This window comes from Mycobacterium conspicuum (assembly GCF_010730195.1).
Lineage (GTDB): Bacteria > Actinomycetota > Actinomycetes > Mycobacteriales > Mycobacteriaceae > Mycobacterium > Mycobacterium conspicuum.
The window spans coordinates 928,349-947,080 of sequence record NZ_AP022613.1; the positions used below are offsets into that span (position 1 = coordinate 928,349).

Genomic DNA, 18,732 nt, shown 5'->3' on the forward strand with positions numbered 1-18,732 from the left:
AATTTGTCCCGATCTGGTGACACCATGGACTCCATGAGGCAAAGGATTCTCGTCGTCGACGACGACGCTTCGCTGGCCGAGATGCTGACCATCGTGCTGCGCGGGGAGGGTTTCGACACCGCAGTCATCGGCGACGGCACGCAAGCCCTGACCGCGGTGCGCGAGCTACGCCCCGATCTGGTGCTGCTGGACCTGATGCTGCCCGGCATGAACGGCATCGACGTCTGTCGGGTGTTGCGCGCCGACTCCGGGGTGCCGATCGTCATGCTCACCGCCAAGACCGACACCGTGGACGTGGTGCTGGGGCTGGAGTCGGGTGCCGACGACTACATCATGAAGCCGTTCAAGCCCAAGGAGCTGGTGGCCCGGGTGCGGGCCCGGCTGCGCCGCAACGACGACGAGCCGGCCGAGATGCTGTCCATCGCCGACGTCGAGATCGACGTGCCGGCGCACAAGGTCACCCGCAACGGCGAGCAGATCTCGCTGACACCGCTGGAGTTCGACCTGCTGGTCGCATTGGCGCGCAAACCGCGCCAGGTGTTTACTCGTGATGTGCTGCTCGAACAGGTGTGGGGATACCGGCACCCGGCGGACACCCGCCTGGTGAACGTGCACGTCCAGCGTCTGCGGGCCAAGGTCGAAAAAGACCCCGAGAACCCGACCGTGGTTCTGACCGTTCGAGGAGTGGGATACAAGGCCGGACCTCCGTGATCCGCGACGATGCAGAGCCCCGCCATTGATGGGGTGGGGCTCTCGCCAACGGACTCGTAGTCGTTGGGGGCGCACCGGCCCTATGGCCAGCGCCGTGGGTGCGGTGAGCCGAGCCGTGGCGACCGCCTGGCGCAGATCGCTGCAGTTGCGCGTCGTGGCGCTGACCCTGGGGCTATCGCTGGTCGTGATCCTGGTGCTCGGCTTCGTGTTGACCAGCCAGCTGACCAACCGCGTGCTCGACGTCAAGGTCAAGGCCGCCGTCGAGCAGATCGAACGGGCGCGCAGCACCGTCAGCGGGATCGTCAACGGCGAGGAGACCCGGTCCCTGGATAGCAGCCTGCAGCTGGCCCGCAACACGCTGACGTCGAAAACCGACCCGGCCTCCGGCGCGGGTCTCGCCGGCGCCTTCGACGCGGTGCTAACGGTGCCCGGTGACGGCCCGCGCGCGGCCAGCTCGGCCGGGCCCGTCGATCAGGTGCCCAACGCGTTGCGCGGCTTCGTCAAAGCGGGGCAGGCGGCCTACCAGTACGCCACGGTGCACACCGAGGGCTTCTCCGGGCCGGCGCTGATCGTCGGCACGCCGACGTCGTCGCCGGTGGCGAACCTGGAGCTGTACCTCATCTTCCCGCTGAAGAACGAGCAGGCCACCGTCACGCTGGTGCGGGGCACGATGGCCACCGGCGGCCTGGTGTTGCTGGTGCTGTTGTCCGGCATCGCGGTGGTGGTGTCGCGTCAGGTGGTCGGCCCGGTGCGGTCGGCCTCCCGCATCGCCGAACGCTTCTCCGAGGGACACCTCTCCGAGCGAATGCCGGTGCGCGGCGAGGACGACATGGCCCGGTTGGCGGTGTCGTTCAACGACATGGCCGAGAGCCTGTCCCGGCAGATCGCCCAGCTCGAGGAGTTCGGCAACCTGCAGCGCCGGTTCACCTCCGACGTCAGCCACGAGCTGCGCACGCCGCTGACCACCGTGCGGATGGCCGCGGATTTGATCTACGACCACAGCGACGATCTCGACCCCGCGCTGCGCCGGTCCACCGAGCTGATGGTCAACGAACTGGACCGCTTCGAGACGCTGCTCAACGACCTGCTGGAAATCTCGCGGCACGACGCCGGCGTGGCCGAATTGTCCGTCGAGGCAGTCGATTTGCGCACCACGGTGCAAAGCGCGCTGGGCAACGTTGGCCACCTGGCCGAGGACGCCGGCATCGAGTTGCGGGTGGACATGCCCGCCGAAGAGGTGATCGCCGAGGTCGATCCGCGCCGGGTGGAGCGGATCCTGCGCAACCTGATCGCCAACGCCATCGACCACGCCGAGCACAAGCCGGTGCAGATCCGGATGGCCGCCGACGAGGACACGGTCGCGGTCACGGTGCGCGACTTCGGGGTGGGGCTGCGGCCCGGCGAGGAGAAGCTGGTGTTCAGCCGGTTCTGGCGCTCGGACCCGTCCCGGGTCCGGCGCTCCGGCGGAACGGGGCTGGGCCTGGCGATCAGCGTCGAGGACGCCCGACTGCATCAGGGCCGGCTCGAAGCGTGGGGCGAGCCGGGCGAGGGCGCCTGCTTCCGGCTGACGCTGCCGCTGGTGCGCGGCCACAAGGTCACCACCAGCCCGCTGCCCATGAAGCCAATCCCGCAACCGGTGCCGCAGCCAGCCCCGCAACCGGCCGCGCCGCCGGACGGCGACCGTCAACGCCAGCCCGAGCCCGCCGACTGGAGCGGGTAGATGCGCAGGAAACTCCTGACGTTGCTGCTGGCGCCCGTGCTGCTGGCCGGCTGCGCCGGCATACCGAGCTCGTCGGCCCCGCAGGCCATCGGCACCGTCGAACGACCGGCGCCGTCGAACCTGCCCAAACCCACCCCGGGCATGGACCCCGACGTGCTGCTGCGCGAATTCCTCAAGGCCACAGCCGATCCCGCCAACCGGCACCTGGCGGCGCGTCAGTTCCTCACCCAGTCGGCGTCCAACGCATGGGACGACGCCGGCAGCGCCCTGCTGATCGACCACGTCGTCTTCGTGGAAACCCGTGGCGCCGAACGGGTTTCGGCGACCATGCGGGCCGACATCCTGGGCTCGTTGTCCGACGTCGGGGTGTTCGTAACGGCCGAAGGGGTGCTGCCCGACCCCGGACAGATCGAGTTGGTCAAGACGTCCGGGGGCTGGCGCATCGACAAACTGCCCAACGGCGTTTTCCTGGACTGGCAACAGTTCCAGTCCACCTACAAACGCAACACGCTGTACTTCGCCGACCCGACCGGCAAGACCGTGGTCCCCGATCCGCGCTACGTCGCGGTCGCCGACCACGATCAGCTGGCCACCGAGCTGGTCTCCAAATTGCTGGCCGGTCCGCGACCGGAAATGGCGCACACCGTCCGCAACCTGCTCGCCCCGCCGCTGCGGCTGCGCGGGCCGGTGACCCGCGCCGACGGCGGCAAGAGCGGGATCGGGCGGGGCTACGGCGGCGCGCGCATCGAGCTGCAGAAGCTGTCCACCACCGATCCGCATAGCAGGCAATTGCTTGCGGCGCAGATCATTTGGACGCTGGCCCGCGCGGACATCCGGGGACCCTATGTGATCAACGCCGACGGCGCACCGCTGGACGACAGGTTCGCCGACGGTTGGACCACCTCCGATGTCGCGGCCACCGACCCGGGCGTGGCCGACGGCGCGGGCGCGGGCCTGCACGCGTTGATCAACGGGTCACTGGTCGCGTTGGACGGGCAGCACGCCAACAACGTGCCCGGGGCCTTCGGTCGCATGGGCGACCAGACCGGGGCCGCGCTGTCGCGCAGCGGGCGCCAGGTGGCGTCCGTGGTGACGTTGCGACGCGGCGAACCGGACATGGCGGCGTCGCTGTGGATCGGCGATCTCGGTGCCGAGGCGGTGCAATCCGCCGACGGACACAGCCTTTCGCGGCCCAGTTGGTCGCTCGACGACGCGGTCTGGGTGGTGGTCGACACCAACAATGTGTTGCGGGCGATTCAGGAACCGGCCTCGGGTCAGCCCGCGCGCATCCCGGTGGATTCGGCGGCGGTGGCCAGCAGCTTCCCCGGGCCGATCACCGACCTGCAGCTGTCGCGGGACGGCACCCGCGCCGCCATGGTGATCGGCGGCCAGGTGATCCTGGCCAGCGTCGAGCAGACCCAGGCTGGGCAGTTCGCCCTGACCTACCCGCGGCGCCTCGGTTTCGGGCTGGGCACCTCGGTGGTGTCGTTGTCCTGGCGGACCGGCGACGACATCGTGGTCACCCGCACCGACGCCGCGCACCCGGTGTCGTATGTGAACCTCGACGGGGTGAACTCCGATGCGCCGTCGCGCGGTCTGCAGGTTCCGTTGTTGGGGATCGCGGCCAACCCGTCGACGGTGTACGTCGCGGGTCTGGAAGGGGTGCTTCAGTATTCGGCGTCCGTCGCGCAAAACGAGCAGGGCTGGTCGGCGGTGGCGGGGCTGACGGTGCCCGGCGCCGTGCCGGTGCTGCCGGGCTAGGCATGGCTGGTAGCAAGCGGTAGGCCGCTGTCTCCGTCGCTCAGCATGATCGGTTCGCCCCGTCGCGCCGCTGCCGGCTGGAGTCTCGCAGAGACACAACGAGCCTTTCTGGCAGCGCCGGGCGCTGATAGTTCGAACCGGCAAGGATGGTCCAAGTGCGATTCCCGGTTGTCAACGGGCTCAAGGTAATCCAGCGTTGAGCTGGACCACAGCCGATGTGATAAGACGAGGATGGCGTGTCGCCTACGCAGGCCGGTGAGGCGCTTTAGGCGAGCCCTGGCCACTTCGCGCACGCCTCTGGCCAGATCGCGCAGACATCCTCCAGCCGCATAGCGCAGCAAAGTCAGCGGCGCTAGCGTCGCGTGCGCAGGTGTCGAGAGGAAGCGCACGGACGATGGCAAACGACGACCAGAAGACCAAGGGGCCGACAGCTGACGCGTCCGAGCCGCACATATGGACAGCAGCAAAGGAATTCGACGACTTTGCCCGGGTCTGCTGCGGCCGACCACACCTGAATCTGTTGGCCGATCCCGATTCGTTTTCACTGGCCCAGCGGGTGGGTCGGATGGGTCCGGTCACGTTGTCCGAAATCGCCGTCGGATCCGATCTGCCCATGGACGGCGGTCAAGTATGCGGCAGCTATCGCGTGATTGTGGTGCAGGCGGGCCGCACCGAGGTCGAACACGCGGACAGCGTTGTCATCGGCGGTCCGGGGAGTGCGGCCGTGTTCGCGCCGGAGGGTCTCGGCAAAGGCCAATGGGACGCGGGAAGCAGAATCATCTGTTTCAAGATCAACCGGTCCGCGCTCGATGACGCTCTCAGCGACGCGCTTGGTCGGCAGGTGACGTCTCAGGTCGACTTCACGCCCCTGCTGCCGACCCATGCCGAGCCGACTCAGAGCTGGATCAACATGTTGGTGTCGTTCAAGGAGCAGTTCTTCCGGCCCGACAGCGTGCTGAACCAACCGCTCGTCGGATTGCCCTTCGTCGACGGCCTGGTGCGCGGGTTCTTGCTCGCGGCCGAGCATCCCCACCTCGACGCCCTGACCGCCGACGTACGGCTGGCGGCACCGCGCGCGATTCGTCACGCCCTCGACATCATCGAAGAGGAAGCACACTTGCCTTTGACGCTGTCCTCGATCGCCGCACGCAGCCACATAAGCGTCCGTACGTTGCAGCACGGGTTCCAGCGCCATCTGGACACATCGCCGATGGCATATCTGCGCGAGGTCCGACTGCGCCGGGCCCACGAAACTTTGCTGAGGTCCGACCCATCGATGGTTACCGTGGCTTCGGTTGCCTACCGCTGGGGCTTCGGCAACCTCGGCAGGTTTGCCGCGGCGCATGCGGCTCGTTATCGTGAGACTCCTACCGAGACGTTGCGCCGCAGAGCGGTCCAGCGGCGCGCGACGAACCTGATGATCCCCACGACTGCGTAGCCGTGCCGAAAGCGAGTCCCGCCATGGCAAACCAGACAACAGCTGCCGCGATGACTAACGATGACAACGCGTGGGTTTCGGTGCGGTCGTTGGACGACTTCGCCGAGTTGCGGAAGAGCCAGATGCAATCATCGGCCTACTGGTGGCCCGAGATCGGGCCACTCGGAGCCACAAACTCGTTTTCGATGACGCATCGTATGCGTCGGTTGGGCCCAATTACGGTGCTGGATGTGGATTTTCCCGACAACGTATGGGTGAACGGGGGCGAATTGCGTCCCCACTATCACGTCACTCTGCCGGTCGCGGGTTCGTCTGCCGCGACGGATGGCAGTCTTTCCCTCGCCGCGGAGCCTGGCACAGTTGCGGTGTATCGGCCTGAGGGCACCGCCGGCGTGGACGGTTACGTTGGTCGTCTGCTGGCGGTGATGATCGATCGTCACGCTGTCGAAGATGCCCTCGCCGATGCGCTTGGGCGCTCGTTAACTTCCCAGATCGACTTCGAACCCATCATCCAAACCGCGAGCCAAGCCGTCCGCAGCTGGGTTGCCATGGTGTCGGTGTTCACCGAGCAGCTGTTTCGGCCTCAGAGTGTCCTGCATGAACCAATGGTCGGGATGCCATTCGCCGAGAGCGTGGTCCGTGGTCTCTTGCTGATGGCGAATCACCGATACCGCACGACCTTGGCGGGTGAGGCGCCCGAGCCTTCGCCACGCGCGATCGGCGCGGCTATCGACGTCATCGAGGCCGAGCCGGACCGACCGTGGACGGTCTCGACGCTGGCCGCGCGCTGCTGTGTCAGCGTGCGTTCGCTCCAGCACGGTTTCCAGCGTCACCTGGGCACCACGCCGATGGCATACGTGCGCGAGGTCCGGCTGCGCCGAGCCCACCAGAACTTGCTCGAATCCGACCCATCGACCGCCACCGTCGCTGCGGTCGCTTACCGCTGGGGCTTCAGCAACCTCGGTAGGTTCGCTGCTGCACACGCCGCACGCTACCGCGAGCCGCCGGTGCAGACATTGCGCCGTGGTGCTTAATCGATCAGCAACCTCACACGTACGAGGGCGATCGGTTTTTATGTGGTCGGCATCCTCCGCGCTGAGCGCCGCCGCGGTCCTGGTCAACGTCAGTATGCGCGCGGCGGCGACAAAGGATTCCCATCCCCGCCTGCGGGTTGTTCACCGTCCGATGTCAAATTTGTCGATCAGCGCCGAAAGTTGGTGCGATAGTGAATTATTCATCACAGCGATCCAATCTGGTTCGAAAAGTGCTGCGCTGAATTCACCTAACAGACGTCGATAGCTACCCCGATTCGACGTGAGGCTATTTTGCACCGACAGTCCATTCTTGATCACTCGCGCCGCGAATGTGGTTGTGCTGTAAGCGTGTTCGCTCATGATGTTGCTGACCTGGAGCCCATCCCAACTTCGGTCCGAGTTTCTCGGCCATGTCGGTGACGATTTGTACGTGATCGTCTTCGTCAAAGCCGTGTGGCAATGCGAAGGCCACCTCGTCGACGCGGTGAAAGCCCGCGTGGGCGTGGAGTACCTCGGCGAGTTCCTCGGATGTGCCGACGAAGTCGGGCGAGGCGACCATGCCACGCGGGCCCGCAGGTTGCCCGGTGCGTCTGATGCGGCTTTGAACGTAAGCTCGGTAACGATCTACCTGTTTGGCAGACGCCGAGTCTGTCGGGATCACCACCAATGACTGTGCAACACGGGCGGTTTCGGGGCTGGGATGGTGTGCGCGGAACGCCTCGATGTGCTCTGCCTGGATCGTGGCGAAGTCAAGCGATCGGGTGCCTTCGCTGCTGACCAGATTAGCGGTGAGGTAGTTGAGGCCGTGGAGCCCGGCCCACACTGCGGAGTGCATCCCCCCGCCGTACCAGACCCGGCCGGCCAGACCGGGCGAATGAGGCTCGACTCGACGGAAGAACTTGTCGTGGCCCAAGGTTCCCTCGAAATCGCTGACTGGATCGCCGCGCAAGCACGCCAGCAATCGCACCACGCGCGCCTTCGAGAAGTTCTCCAGCTCGTGGGTCTCCGGATACAGCGCAGCTTTGAAATGTTCGTAGAGGAGTGGCATGCCCACCGAGACGCCCGGGTTGAGTCGCCCGTGGGACAGGATGTCGACGGTTGCCAGATCTTCGGCCAGCCGCAGCGGGTTCTCGAGACCAAGCGGGATAACCGCGGTACCCAACTCGACTCGGCGGGTGCGCTGGCTGGCGGCGGCCAGCAGCGCTACCGGCGAGGAGATACCCGGTTGTAGATGCCGTTGCCGAACCCAAACAGTGTCGAAGCCCAGCACTTCGGCGCGCTCGATCATCCGCAGCGTCTCGTCGTGGCCGGGTAGCGGATCGGCGGGGTCGAACCGGCCGATGGTGAGAAAACCCATTCTGCGCAAGGGCGTTCCACGTTCAGGCATGGTTTCGAAACTACTGCGGCGACTGCGGATCGACGAGCCGAAGCGCGTGGTCCTCTGGCCGGATTGCGCCTAACGCGGTAATGCCCTGCGGTGCAAGGTCACCGAGGGCGTCTCACCGTACCGGTTGGCATGTGCGCTAGCGAACCGGCCGAGATTGGTGAATCCCCAGTTGTACGCAACTGACGCCACCGTGATTTCCGATGGGTCGGACTCCCGCAGTGTCTGATGTGCTCGACGCAGTCGGACTTCGCGCAAATATGCCATCGGCGACATTCCCAGATAGTTGCGGAAGCCTTCTTGGAGGGAACGGACACTGACGTGGCTGCGTGCCGCAAGCGAGGAGACGTTCGTCGGCAAGTGGGCCTCCTCTTCGATGATGTCGATTGCCACGCGGATGGTCCGGGGCGGGGCCTGACCGGCGCCGGTCGCTACGGCTTCGCGATGCGGGTGACCGATGGCCAGCAAGAATCCGCGCACGAGGCTGTCGACATATGGGCCCGCGACCAACGGTTGGTGGAACAGGCTGTCGGGCCGGGAAAATTGCTGCGCCAATAGCTTCAGCATGTTGACCCAGCTCCGAGTCGGCGCGGCATCGATGGGCGTGATGGGTGCGAAGTCCACTTGCGACTTCAAGGATCGACCGAGTGCATTACCGAGCGCGTCCTCGACGGCGCCCCGGTCGATCTTCACGCCCAACATCCGGCTGCCCGCCACCCAGCGCGCGGCACCGTAACCTTCCGGCTGATACACGGCTACGGTGTCGGCGCCGGTGCAGAGCGACAGCCCACGGTGGATGGATTCGAGGCGGCCCGACTGCACAACATTGATGCGATACCCGCTGCAGTGCTCGCCGGAATCCATGAATACGTCTGCGTCCGTGACGAATTCGCTGAAGGCGATCGGTCCCAACCGACCGGTCCGCTGGGTGAGTGAAAAGGTGCCCGGCTTGCCCCGCAGTTCGAGGTGGGGTTCTTCGCAGCACAGAACGGCGAAGTCGTGAAGCGATTTCGTCGTCGTCCATCCGCCGGTATCCGAAATACCAGCTGTCTGCCGATCGATCACTCGGTCAGCCTTCCCACCTTCCTGGCACCATCGCGTCGGCGAGCTACCGCCGGGACGCTGCTAATGCCAGTGTCCAGGCTACTCCGCGGCGATAACAAGACGCGGGCTCGTAACCTGCGCAATCAGGCCAGAGCGTTGCGCGGTGCGGCTAGGCGGCGCTTGTCGGGCTCGTTAACGTTTGCCGTGCTTACCCGATTCAGCGAGGTTAAGGTCATGGGCATCAATCAAACGTTGTCGGACGACAACACATACGTGCTCGGTCATGTCGACGCGGAGATTCAGCGGCTGCTGTTGCAGGGCCGTCTGTACAACGACTTCACCGAGCACGCATTGCGTCTGGCAGGTCTGCGGCCTGGAATGCGGGTGCTGGACGTGGGCTGCGGGCCGGGTGATGTGTCGATCATCGCCGCTCGGATCGTGGGACAGCGCGGCGCGGTACTGGGCGTCGATGCGAACGCCGAGGTCGTCGCGCTCGCCCGCACCCGTGCCGCAGACCAAGGTCTCGAAACGGTGAGGTTCGAGGCAACTGCGATCGATGACATCTCCTTGGACCAGCCCTTCGATGCCGTGATCGGCCGGCTCATTCTCATGCACCTGCGCGACCCCGTGACAGCGCTGCGCCATCTCGCCACCAATGTGCGGCCTGGTGGCCTGGTCGCGTTTTGTGAATCCGACGCCAACGGGGCATACAATGTCGCCGGCTTGCCCCTGTTCGCGGCGATCAAAGAGACTGCGGCCAAGGCCTTTCAGGCCGCGGGCGTCGATCCGGCGTTCGGAACGAAACTACCGACGCTGTTTCGTCGCGCCGGTCTGGGCGCACCGCGGCTGGCGCTCGGCGCCCCACTGGGCGGGGCCGGCGACGCTGACATTCCGGCTTACGTGGCAGAGACATGGCGCTCGGTTTTCCCGTTGGCCGAGCGGCGCGGCTTGGTTCCGGCCGAGCTGGCCGATCTCGACACACTAAGGCAACGCTTGCAAGACGAAATCGCCGTGGCGCAAGCCGTGGTGGTGATGCCGCCGCTGATTTGCGCGTCCACCAAGGTCTACCCCCGCTTTCGGAGAAACGAAGAGTGATACGCGAAAGCGGCGCGGCAGGGGCCGCCGCCTTCCTGCGTGCGCTGGGGCTGCGGGAACGGTGCTTGCACCGCTACTCCGAACGCAATCCCCTCATTTTCACCATGGTCGCCGAATTCGACGCAGCCCTAGACGCCCATCTGGTCATTGATGCGCTCGACGCCGTGCAGCGCCGTCATCCGTTGCTATCGGCACACATCGAAGACGACCCCGAGACGGGATTGGGGTTCTACCAAGCTAACCCTGCGGCATCGATAGGTTTGACGTTCCTGTGCGACGCCGATCAAGCGTGGCAAGCTATCGCGGCCCAGGAACTCACGCGACCCTTCGATTCGGCCGCCGCTCCACTCGTGAGGGCAACACTTGTCACCCAGGGTCAATCATCGGCTCTGCTTCTGACATTCGATCACGTCATTTCCGACGGAATCTCCGCCGTGCTGGTGCTCAACGACTTGGTTGCCGCACTCAACGGTCAACCGCTGGCGGCTCTGCCACTACCGGATTCGCTCGAGGAACTGGCAACTCGTAGATTGGGTGCCGTCCACATCACCGCTATGTCAACCGATGTCGGCGATCCGCGCATGGGTGTGCCCACATCGATCAGGCCCTTTGATGCGAGTCCGCCGTACTTGCACCGGATTGCCCTGGGCCGCGATGCCACCGCGCGCCTTCACGAGCGATGCCGTGAGGAACGCACCACCGTGCATGCGGCGATCGTCGCAGCCGCCTCCCGGGCGCGTAGCGCAGTGTGCGGTGACGAATTCGTCCGCACTTACACCCCGATAAACGCCAGGGACCTTGTGGACCAAGGCGCCGGCTGCTGCCTATCCATCTCCTTCGCATGCACCGGAATGCCGCCTGCAGATGGCAACTCGTTTTGGGATCAGGCGCGCCAGACCGGCGACCGGCTAAAGATGGCCAGATCCGCAGCCGGGCTGATGCTCGGGTCTGCGGTAATCGAAGAGTATTTTTCGATCGACGCCGACTGCGGCGCAGCAGAACACTTTCTGCGGACCGTGTTGCCTTTTGAGCTCACCGTCACCAATCTGGGCGTGCAATACGTGCCTCGCCTAGGACCGATTCGACCCCGGACCATCTGGGGTCCGATCGTGCTGACACAGATCGAGGGGGAATACGTGACCGGGGTCGTCACCTACGATGGCCAGCTGAGGATGACCTCGTGCGGGCACACCCCCACGGGGCAGTTCCTCGAACGTGTCCGCCAGACACTTACATGCGAATCGGACCGCCGGCGTTGAGGATCCGCGTCGGGGTCGCACCGCATCGCCCCGTGCATTCGTCGCTTTCTCTGAATTCGCGGCTGCACTCCCAACCTGCGCAGTATGGCTAATAGCCCGCGTAGGGCGGGTAGTCGTCTCGCCTTCGCATTCATAGCGTTGGCGGTATGACCAACTCAGCGGCCGTCATTCTTACCGGTGACTAGCCATGGCGTTGTTGTGGTTACGAACAACGGCCCTCGCGACGGCAGAGCAGCCTCCCGCGCAGCGGGTTTCACATTGCGAGTTGCGCTGCGAAGACTCAACGAGCGGCAACGTCTACACGGCGCTGGCCGAATCGGGAATCTTTAGCAGGACCAATCCCGAGACGTTGTCCGCTTGGGCCAAGCAGCTCGCTCCCGAGCAGTTCGGGCCCGGATGCATCGTGGGCTCTCCGAGTGGCCCTACGCGGCGCCTGTACGTGATCATTTCCGGCAAGGTCAAGGTCTCATACCGGCTTCCCGACGGTAGTGAGGTCATTCTGACCATACTGGGGCGATCCGAAATATTCGGTATCGTGGCGCTTTTCGACCCCGAATCGCGAGAAACCAGCGTAACCACCCTCACTGATGTGCTGGCGGTACCGATTGAACGCGATTTACTGACGGCTTGGATGGTTGCACACCCCGAGATCATCGATCAGGTTCTGCGTCTGTTCGCCCGGTGGGCAGACGCGACGACGAACTCCATGGCCGACTTCGCATTCGCCGACACGCGGGAGCGCATCGCGAGCCGGCTGCTGTCTTTGCGGAAGCGGTTTGGCCGACGGGAAGGCGATGTGGTGAGAGTGGTTCATGACCTGACGTTGAAAGAGTTCGCTCGGCTCGTCGGCGTCGAACCCAGGACGACCGTGGCGGTTTTGCGCGACTTTGAGCAGCGCGGCTGGATCCGGTTGGAGGACAACAGCGTTGTGATCGCCGAAGGCCAGGCGCTCGCGTCTCTGCGCCTGACCGATAAGTCGGAGGTGGCTTGTGCTTGATCGATTTACCCTGCCGGATCTGAGCGTTCGGGTGCTGGGCGCGCCCATGGCCGGGGGCCCATCGACACCCGAGTTGGTGGCCGCGGTGACCAACGCAGGCGGACTTGGCTTTCTCCCGGCCGGATTGTCGTCGGCCGAAGACTTAGCTGATGCCATCGTCGCGACGCGCAGGCTGACATCGGGTCCTATCGGAGTGAATCTCTTTGTGCGCCAGCGATCAGCGGGTAAGCCCGAACGGCTCGCACCGTTCGCCGCGGCCTTGGCTGAGGAGGCCGAAAGGTACGGCGTGGCTCTCGGTGAGCCGGATGGTGCAGACAACGAGTGGCCCGCGCAACTCGACGTGGTGTGCGATCTGCGGCCGGAGGTGGTGTCGTTCACGTTCGGCTCACCGAGCGATGACGAGTGCCGGCGTCTGCAAAGGGTCGGAATCTTGACCCTCGGGACGATCACCTCGATCCGCGAAGCGATGATCGCGCTGAGCGCCGGCGTGGATGCCTTGGTGGCCCAAGGTCCCGGAGCGGGCGGGCATCGTGCGACATTCGACGCGCTTGCCCTACCGCCCAGCCACCCGCTGGAAGATCTTGTCTCCGCCCTGGTGGCCTGTTTCGACTGTCCGGTCGTCGCGGCCGGGGGACTGGGAACAGCTCGCGATGTTGGCCGGCTTCGCGCCGCCGGTGCCGCTGCGGTGCAACTCGGCACCGCGCTCTTGCGCGCCGACGAGGCCGGAACCAATCCGGTGCATCGGGCTGCTCTGTGCGATCCGCGGTTCACCGAAACGGTGGTGACGCCCGCGTTCACCGGACGGTACGCGCGCGCATTGCGCAACCGATTCATCGAAAAGCACGACGGTGAAGCCACATTCGGCTTTCCCGATGTCGCGATGATGACTGCGCCAATCCAGGAGGCAGCAGCGAAATTGGGTGACCCGCACGGCATTGCACTGTGGGCTGGTGTGGCCTTCGGTAATACCAAGACTGGCCCGGCCGCCGACATCGTGCGGGGGCTGGCCGGCTGAAGCAAACGGAAAGAGGTACCGCAATGGAATTCGGCGGCGAAAAAGTCGCGATCGTCACCGGCGCATCGCGCGGAATCGGTGCAGGATTGGTCGAGGCGTACCGCAAGCAAGGTTACCGCGTGATCGCCAATTCCCGCACCATCACCGACTCGTCTCACCCCGAGGTCGTCACCGTCGCAGGAGATATCGCCGATCCCGCCACAGCCGAGCGCCTCGTCGTCGCGGCAGTGGGACGATTTGGCCGCATCGACACTCTGGTCAACAACGCCGGTGTGTTCATCGCCAAGCCGTTCACCAAGTACAGCCTCGATGACTATGCACGTGTGACGTCAGTGAACCTGCTCGGCTTTGTTCACGTTGCGCAACGCGCCATCGAGGTGATGCTCGCGCAGGGCAGTGGCGGTCATGTCGTCAACATCACCAGCACTCTGGTTGAGCAGGCGAACGCTGCCGTGCCGGCAGCATTGACCGCACTCACCAAGGGTGGTTTGACCGCTGTCACCAAATCGTTGGCCATCGAGTATGCGCGGCACGGAATCCGGGTCAACGCGATATCTCCCGGCGTCGTCGACACGCCCATGCATGCAGGAGTCGATGTGCGTGCATCTTACGCAAGGATGCACCCACAAAACCGGATCGGCACCGTCGCCGACATCGTGCACGGTGCGCTCTACCTCGAAACGGCGCCCTTCGTCACCGGCGAGATCCTCCACGTCGATGGCGGTCAGAGCGCGGGCCATTGACCACAACCGATCGAGCCGGAGCCAGTGAGGTACGACAGATGTCAACTGCTGCAACCGATGACGTGGACGACGAGCTGGACCTGCGGATCCGGGTCAATCAGGACCGCCTAGCCGCCGACCTCAAACAGGAGTACGACTTCATCGTCTGTGGTGCGGGATCGTCGGGTTGCGTCGTTGCCCGTCGGCTGGCCGAGGATCCCTCAGCGAACGTCCTGTTGCTGGAGGCGGGAGGTGGCGACGACATGCCGTGTGTCACCGAATCGAAGCTGTGGCACACAAATCTGGGCAGCGCGACGGATTGGGCCTTTCGGTCTGAACCTAATCAGCACCTCAACGACCGGGCGCTGACCCTCTCGATGGGCAAGGTCCTTGGTGGCGGCTCGAGCATCAATCTGATGGCCTGGGCCAGGGGGCACAGGGCGGATTGGGATTTCTTCGCCGCCGCGTCGGACAACAAGGCGTGGAGCTATGCGTCGGTTCTGGATATCTACCGCCGCATTGAGGATTGGCAGGGCGCCCCCGACCCTGAACGCAGGGGCAGCGGTGGACCTGTTTATGTGCAGCCCAAATGCGATCCCCATCCCGCCGGTCGATTGGTGCTGCAAGCCGCCGAATGTCTGGGCATCGGCGCCTTCGACCAGGCGAACGGAAAGATGATGGAGGGCAGGGGTGGGGCGGCGATCATCGAAGTTCGAGCTCGCGGCGGCAAGCGTCGTTCGGCCTTCCGTTCGTACACATATCCGTACATGGACCGGCCCAACCTGACCGTGCTGGCGAACGCTCTCGTTCGGCGCGTGCTTGTCGATGGCAGTCGGGCGATCGCAGTCGAGGTCTGCTACCGCGACGAACTGCGCAGGTTCCGGGCCGGCGCGGAGGTCGTGCTGTCGACGGGCGCTATCCATACCCCCAAGATCCTCATGCTCTCCGGAATCGGCGACCAGGACATCTTGCGGCCATTGGGAATACCCACCAAACAGCATCTGCCCGGGGTGGGTCTGAACTTCCAGGACCACCTTGGCTTCTCGTGCATCTGGGAAATCCCCGCCTGCCCTCCGGCAGATCAGCCGGGTGACGCTGCGATGTTCTGGGCGAGTCGGGACGACCTGAACGAGCCCGATTTGTTCGCCTGCCAAGGAGCGATGGTGCTGGCAAGCCAGGAGAACATCGCGCGATTCGGCCTACCCGAGATGGGGTGGACGATGATCGGCGCGCTCACGCATCCCGATAGCCGCGGCAGCGTTGCGTTGACAAGTTCAGATCCCGATCAGCCCGCCAGGGTGATGCACAACGGTCTGTCACATCCCGACGATCTGCGGCTCGCCGTGAAATGCGTCGAGGACATGCGCGCCGTCGGCAATTCCGCGCTGCTCGGAAACCGACAATTGTTCAAGCGCGAGGTTATGCCTGGCCGATTGAAGGATGAAGAACTTCTGGCCTACCTCCGGGATGCCGCGATCACCTACTGGCACATGGTCGGCACGGCCAAGATGGGCCACGATTCGCTCTCGGTCGTCGACGGCAGTCTGAAGGTCCATGGCATCGAAAACCTCCGAGTCGCCGATGCCTCGATCATGCCCAGAATAACCAGCGGAAACACGATGGCGCCGTGCGTGGTCATCGGCGAGCGCGCCGGCGATGAGATCAGGTCGGAACACGGAATGTCGGGGCAAGGCGCGGTGATCACGCTCGATGACGCCGAATCCGTGAGTGAATTGGAAAGTTCGTGATTCCCGCGCTTGGTCGTCGGGCCGTGGTCATCGGCGCCAGCATCAGCGGGTTGCTCGCCGCCCGGGTGCTGGCCGACCACTACGAACATGTGACGGTGGTGGATCGAGACGTCCTTCCGGCTGGTCCACTGAGCCGGCGCGGGGTACCACAAGCCGCGCACGGTCATCTGTTGCTGGCACGCTGCCCGCCGATTCTGAACGAGTTGTTTCCCGGAATTCTGCATGAGCTCGTCGCCGACGGCGCCCCCGTGTGGGCTGACGGAGACCTTTCGAAGATCGACTTATCGTTTGGCGGCCATCGGCTGGTGCGCACCGGAAGCCTGCGCTGCCCCGAAGCGTACGCACAGTACTACCCGAGCCGCCCGTTACTGGAATATCGCCTGCGACAACGAATCCGGGCCATACCGAATGTCACCCTTGTGGATCGATGCGGGGCGGCCGACTTGACAGCGACCGCCGACCGTACGCGGATTTCGGGAGTGCGTGTGGCGGGCCGAGATCAAGGCGAGACGGCGCTGACCGCGCAGCTGGTCGTCGACGCGACGGGCCGAGGCTCGCGAACGCCCGTCTTTCTGGAAAAGTTGGGTTACGGGCGTCCTCCCGAGAACGAGCTGATGGTGCGGGTGGCTTACGCCAGCCAAATGCTGAAAATCCCAACCGGAACGCTCCACACACGGTTGGTCGGGCGGCTGCCCGAGGCGGGCCTGCCGGCCGGCTTTGTTCTGGTGGGCAATGAGAACGACGACTGGGTGCTCACCCTCACCGCGCTGGCGGGAAGCCAACCGCCAACCGAATACGCCGAAATGCTGGAATTCGTAGAACAACTCGCGCCAGTCGACATTCTTGCGGCGGTCCGGACGGCCCAACCCGTGGGGCCGGTAACCCGCTACCGGGTACCGTCGAATCGGTGGCGGCGGTACGACAAGATGCGCCGACTGCCCGACGGATTGATCGTCGTCGGCGACGCCATCTGCGGCTTCAACCCCGTCTACGGCCAGGGCATGACGATGGCCGCGCTGGACGCGGTGGTGCTGGGCAACTGTCTGCGGCATGAAGATCGCCATCTGCCGCGACGGTTCTACCACGACTCCGCCAAGAACATTGCCGTGGCCTGGCGGACTGCCGTCGGCGCTGATCTGGCCCTGCCGCAAGTGGCCGGACCGCGGCCGATCTCGATGCGAATCACCAATGCCTTCCTGGAACGGGTGATGATAGCGGCCTAGACGGACCCTGTTGTGGCGGAACAATTTCTACGCGTGGTGGGAATGATCGACCCGCCGGCTTCGCTGCTGCGGCCGGCGATGATGCTGCGGATCGCCCGTGTCGGTGATCGCGGTCACGGCCACTGGAGACCGACCGTGACGCAATCTGTCCAGCAGTCCGCGCGCAGCGGCTAGCCGGATTGGGTTGGGGTACATAGCGTTACCAGCAATAAGTGCTAACCGGAGCGATAGCCCATGTTGCAGATTCTTGACGTCGACCTGACCGACGGCAGGTTCTACTCTGGCGGGGGCGCGCGCGACGCGTATCGCTGGATGCGGGCCAACCAGCCGGTCTTTCGAGATCGGAACGGGTTGGCCGCGGCCGCGACGTATCAGGCCGTCATCGATGCCGAACGCGACCCACAGCGGTTTTCCAACGCCGGCGGAATCCGGCCCGAGTACCCGGGCAAGCCCTACATGGTTGAGATGGACGACCCCGAACATCTGTTGCGGCGCAAGCTCGTCAGCGCGGCGTTCACCGGCACCCGGGTAGTGGGGAAGGTGCCATCCATCGGCAGGCTTTGTGACGAGTTGATCGATGCGGTGTGCGAGTCGGGGGAGTGCGATTTTGTCCGTGACATCGCCGCGCCACTGCCGATGGCGGTGATCGGCGACATGCTCGGTGTGCTGCCCGAGGATCGCACGACGCTGCTGAAATGGTCCGACGATCTCGTTGGTGGCCCGGCGTCGCCGGACGACGCACAATCGGTGCGAGCGGTGATGGATGCGTTCGCCGAATACACGGCGTTCGCGACGGACATGATTACCCAACGCCGGATTGAGCCGACGGACGACCTGTTCAGCGTCCTGGTGGATGCCGAAGTGGATGGACGCACGTTGTCCGATGACGAAATCGTGCTTGAGTCACTATTGATTCTGATCGGCGGCGACGAGACCACTAGGCACACTCTCTCCGGCGGGGTCGAGCAGCTGCTGCGGAATCGCGACCAATGGAACAGGCTGCGCGAAGAACCCAATCTGCTACCGCATGCGGTCGAGGAGATGCTTCGGTGGACTTCGCCGATAAAGAACATGTGCCGCACGCTGACCGCCGACACCGTGTTTCACGGCACGGCGCTGCATGCCGGCGAGAAGATCATGCTGCTGTTCGAGTCGGCGAACTTCGACGAGACGATCTTTGACCATCCGGAGCGATTCTGCATCGACCGCAACCCCAACAAGCACCTGGCATTCGGCTTTGGCACGCATTTTTGCCTAGGGAACAAGCTGGCGCGACTGGAACTTTCACTGATGCTTACGCGGCTGCTTCAGCGACTGCCTGATTTGCGGCTGGCCGGCGACGCCGAGTTGCCGTTGCGGCCGGCAAATTTCGTCAGCGGACCGGAATCGATGCCAGTACTATTCACGCCGTCGAAACCATCTGTGCCGCAATGATATTAGAGATCTCGATACTCAGATACGTCGTGTGGCTATCGGCTGCGAGGCAGCCCCGTACCCCGACCGAAAGGAGGATCGTGTGCGCGGCCCTGATTTTCGCCAGACGGCGCCCGAAATGATCTTGCTGAAGGTCCAATCGTCGAC

15 protein-coding genes are annotated in these 18,732 nt (G+C 64.6%); 13 read left to right on the top strand and 2 right to left on the bottom strand.

Going from position 1 to position 18,732, the window contains the following annotated elements; genetic code table 11:
* Window positions 1-24: 24 nt before the first annotated feature.
* The 5 genes from mtrA (at window position 25) to G6N66_RS04455 (ending at window position 6,664) form a co-directional block, all read left to right on the top strand.
* Window positions 25-711 carry a two-component system response regulator MtrA gene (gene mtrA, locus G6N66_RS04435; protein WP_007168097.1) on the top strand — a complete coding sequence of 229 codons (687 nt, stop codon included), beginning with the start codon at window positions 25-27 and terminating at the stop codon, window positions 709-711.
* Between the two features lie 28 nt (window positions 712-739).
* Window positions 740-2,431 carry an MtrAB system histidine kinase MtrB gene (mtrB, locus tag G6N66_RS04440; RefSeq protein WP_085231466.1) on the top strand — a complete coding sequence of 564 codons (1,692 nt, stop codon included), beginning with the start codon at window positions 740-742 and terminating at the stop codon, window positions 2,429-2,431.
* Entirely contained in the window at window positions 2,432-4,192 is a 1,761-nt protein-coding gene (lpqB, locus tag G6N66_RS04445; protein WP_085231465.1) for an MtrAB system accessory lipoprotein LpqB, read from the top strand. It begins immediately after the preceding gene.
* A gap of 394 nt (window positions 4,193-4,586) precedes the next feature.
* Window positions 4,587-5,630 (top strand): AraC family transcriptional regulator, encoded by a 1,044-nt coding sequence (locus tag G6N66_RS04450; RefSeq protein WP_085231464.1) that lies wholly within the window; start codon window positions 4,587-4,589, stop codon window positions 5,628-5,630.
* A 23-nt stretch (window positions 5,631-5,653) separates the two neighbouring features.
* Window positions 5,654-6,664, top strand: coding sequence for a helix-turn-helix transcriptional regulator (locus G6N66_RS04455; protein ID WP_085231463.1), 1,011 nt, complete (start codon window positions 5,654-5,656; stop codon window positions 6,662-6,664).
* A gap of 286 nt (window positions 6,665-6,950) precedes the next feature.
* Here G6N66_RS04455 and G6N66_RS04460 read toward each other — a convergent pair whose 3' ends face one another.
* Complete coding sequence (locus tag G6N66_RS04460) at window positions 6,951-8,051, bottom strand: LLM class flavin-dependent oxidoreductase (RefSeq protein WP_085231462.1); 1,101 nt, start codon at window positions 8,049-8,051, stop codon at window positions 6,951-6,953.
* 69 nt (window positions 8,052-8,120) lie between these two features.
* Complete coding sequence (locus G6N66_RS04465) at window positions 8,121-9,113, bottom strand: helix-turn-helix transcriptional regulator (protein ID WP_085231461.1); 993 nt, start codon at window positions 9,111-9,113, stop codon at window positions 8,121-8,123.
* A gap of 213 nt (window positions 9,114-9,326) precedes the next feature.
* On the opposite strand from G6N66_RS04465, the gene G6N66_RS04470 reads away from it, so the two are divergent.
* The 8 genes from G6N66_RS04470 (at window position 9,327) to G6N66_RS04505 (ending at window position 18,585) form a co-directional block, all read left to right on the top strand.
* Complete coding sequence (locus G6N66_RS04470) at window positions 9,327-10,187, top strand: class I SAM-dependent methyltransferase (RefSeq protein WP_085231460.1); 861 nt, start codon at window positions 9,327-9,329, stop codon at window positions 10,185-10,187.
* A complete protein-coding gene (locus G6N66_RS04475) occupies window positions 10,184-11,446 on the top strand; it encodes a condensation domain-containing protein (protein ID WP_085231459.1) in 1,263 nt (420 codons plus the stop codon). Before G6N66_RS04470 ends, G6N66_RS04475 begins: the two co-directional genes overlap by 4 nt.
* 187 nt (window positions 11,447-11,633) lie before the next feature.
* Window positions 11,634-12,443 (top strand): Crp/Fnr family transcriptional regulator, encoded by an 810-nt coding sequence (locus tag G6N66_RS04480; RefSeq protein WP_085231458.1) that lies wholly within the window; start codon window positions 11,634-11,636, stop codon window positions 12,441-12,443.
* Complete coding sequence (locus G6N66_RS04485; protein WP_263988250.1) at window positions 12,436-13,458, top strand: NAD(P)H-dependent flavin oxidoreductase; 1,023 nt, start codon at window positions 12,436-12,438, stop codon at window positions 13,456-13,458. The genes G6N66_RS04480 and G6N66_RS04485 overlap by 8 nt, the downstream gene beginning before the upstream one ends.
* Window positions 13,459-13,481: 23 nt before the next feature.
* Window positions 13,482-14,201, top strand: coding sequence for an SDR family NAD(P)-dependent oxidoreductase (locus G6N66_RS04490; protein WP_085231457.1), 720 nt, complete (start codon window positions 13,482-13,484; stop codon window positions 14,199-14,201).
* Window positions 14,202-14,239: 38 nt separating this feature from the next.
* Window positions 14,240-15,928 carry a GMC family oxidoreductase gene (locus G6N66_RS04495; protein ID WP_085231456.1) on the top strand — a complete coding sequence of 563 codons (1,689 nt, stop codon included), beginning with the start codon at window positions 14,240-14,242 and terminating at the stop codon, window positions 15,926-15,928.
* Window positions 15,925-17,151, top strand: a complete 1,227-nt coding sequence (locus G6N66_RS04500; RefSeq protein ID WP_232079203.1) for an FAD-dependent oxidoreductase — start codon at window positions 15,925-15,927, stop codon at window positions 17,149-17,151. The genes G6N66_RS04495 and G6N66_RS04500 overlap by 4 nt, the downstream gene beginning before the upstream one ends.
* 234 nt (window positions 17,152-17,385) lie before the next feature.
* Window positions 17,386-18,585, top strand: coding sequence for a cytochrome P450 (locus tag G6N66_RS04505; protein ID WP_085231455.1), 1,200 nt, complete (start codon window positions 17,386-17,388; stop codon window positions 18,583-18,585).
* Window positions 18,586-18,732: the final 147 nt, after the last annotated feature.

Coding starts and splice junctions, on each gene's coding strand:
- mtrB (WP_085231466.1), top strand. CDS start 740: ATGGGGTGGGGCTCTCGCCAACGGACTCGTAGTCGTTGGGGGCGCACC.
- G6N66_RS04480 (WP_085231458.1), top strand. CDS start 11,634: ATGGCGTTGTTGTGGTTACGAACAACGGCCCTCGCGACGGCAGAGCAG.
- G6N66_RS04460 (WP_085231462.1), bottom strand. CDS start 8,051: ATGCCTGAACGTGGAACGCCCTTGCGCAGAATGGGTTTTCTCACCATC.
- G6N66_RS04470 (WP_085231460.1), top strand. CDS start 9,327: ATGGGCATCAATCAAACGTTGTCGGACGACAACACATACGTGCTCGGT.
- G6N66_RS04505 (WP_085231455.1), top strand. CDS start 17,386: ATGTTGCAGATTCTTGACGTCGACCTGACCGACGGCAGGTTCTACTCT.
- G6N66_RS04490 (WP_085231457.1), top strand. CDS start 13,482: ATGGAATTCGGCGGCGAAAAAGTCGCGATCGTCACCGGCGCATCGCGC.
- G6N66_RS04455 (WP_085231463.1), top strand. CDS start 5,654: ATGGCAAACCAGACAACAGCTGCCGCGATGACTAACGATGACAACGCG.
- lpqB (WP_085231465.1), top strand. CDS start 2,432: ATGCGCAGGAAACTCCTGACGTTGCTGCTGGCGCCCGTGCTGCTGGCC.
- G6N66_RS04450 (WP_085231464.1), top strand. CDS start 4,587: ATGGCAAACGACGACCAGAAGACCAAGGGGCCGACAGCTGACGCGTCC.
- G6N66_RS04495 (WP_085231456.1), top strand. CDS start 14,240: ATGTCAACTGCTGCAACCGATGACGTGGACGACGAGCTGGACCTGCGG.
- mtrA (WP_007168097.1), top strand. CDS start 25: ATGGACTCCATGAGGCAAAGGATTCTCGTCGTCGACGACGACGCTTCG.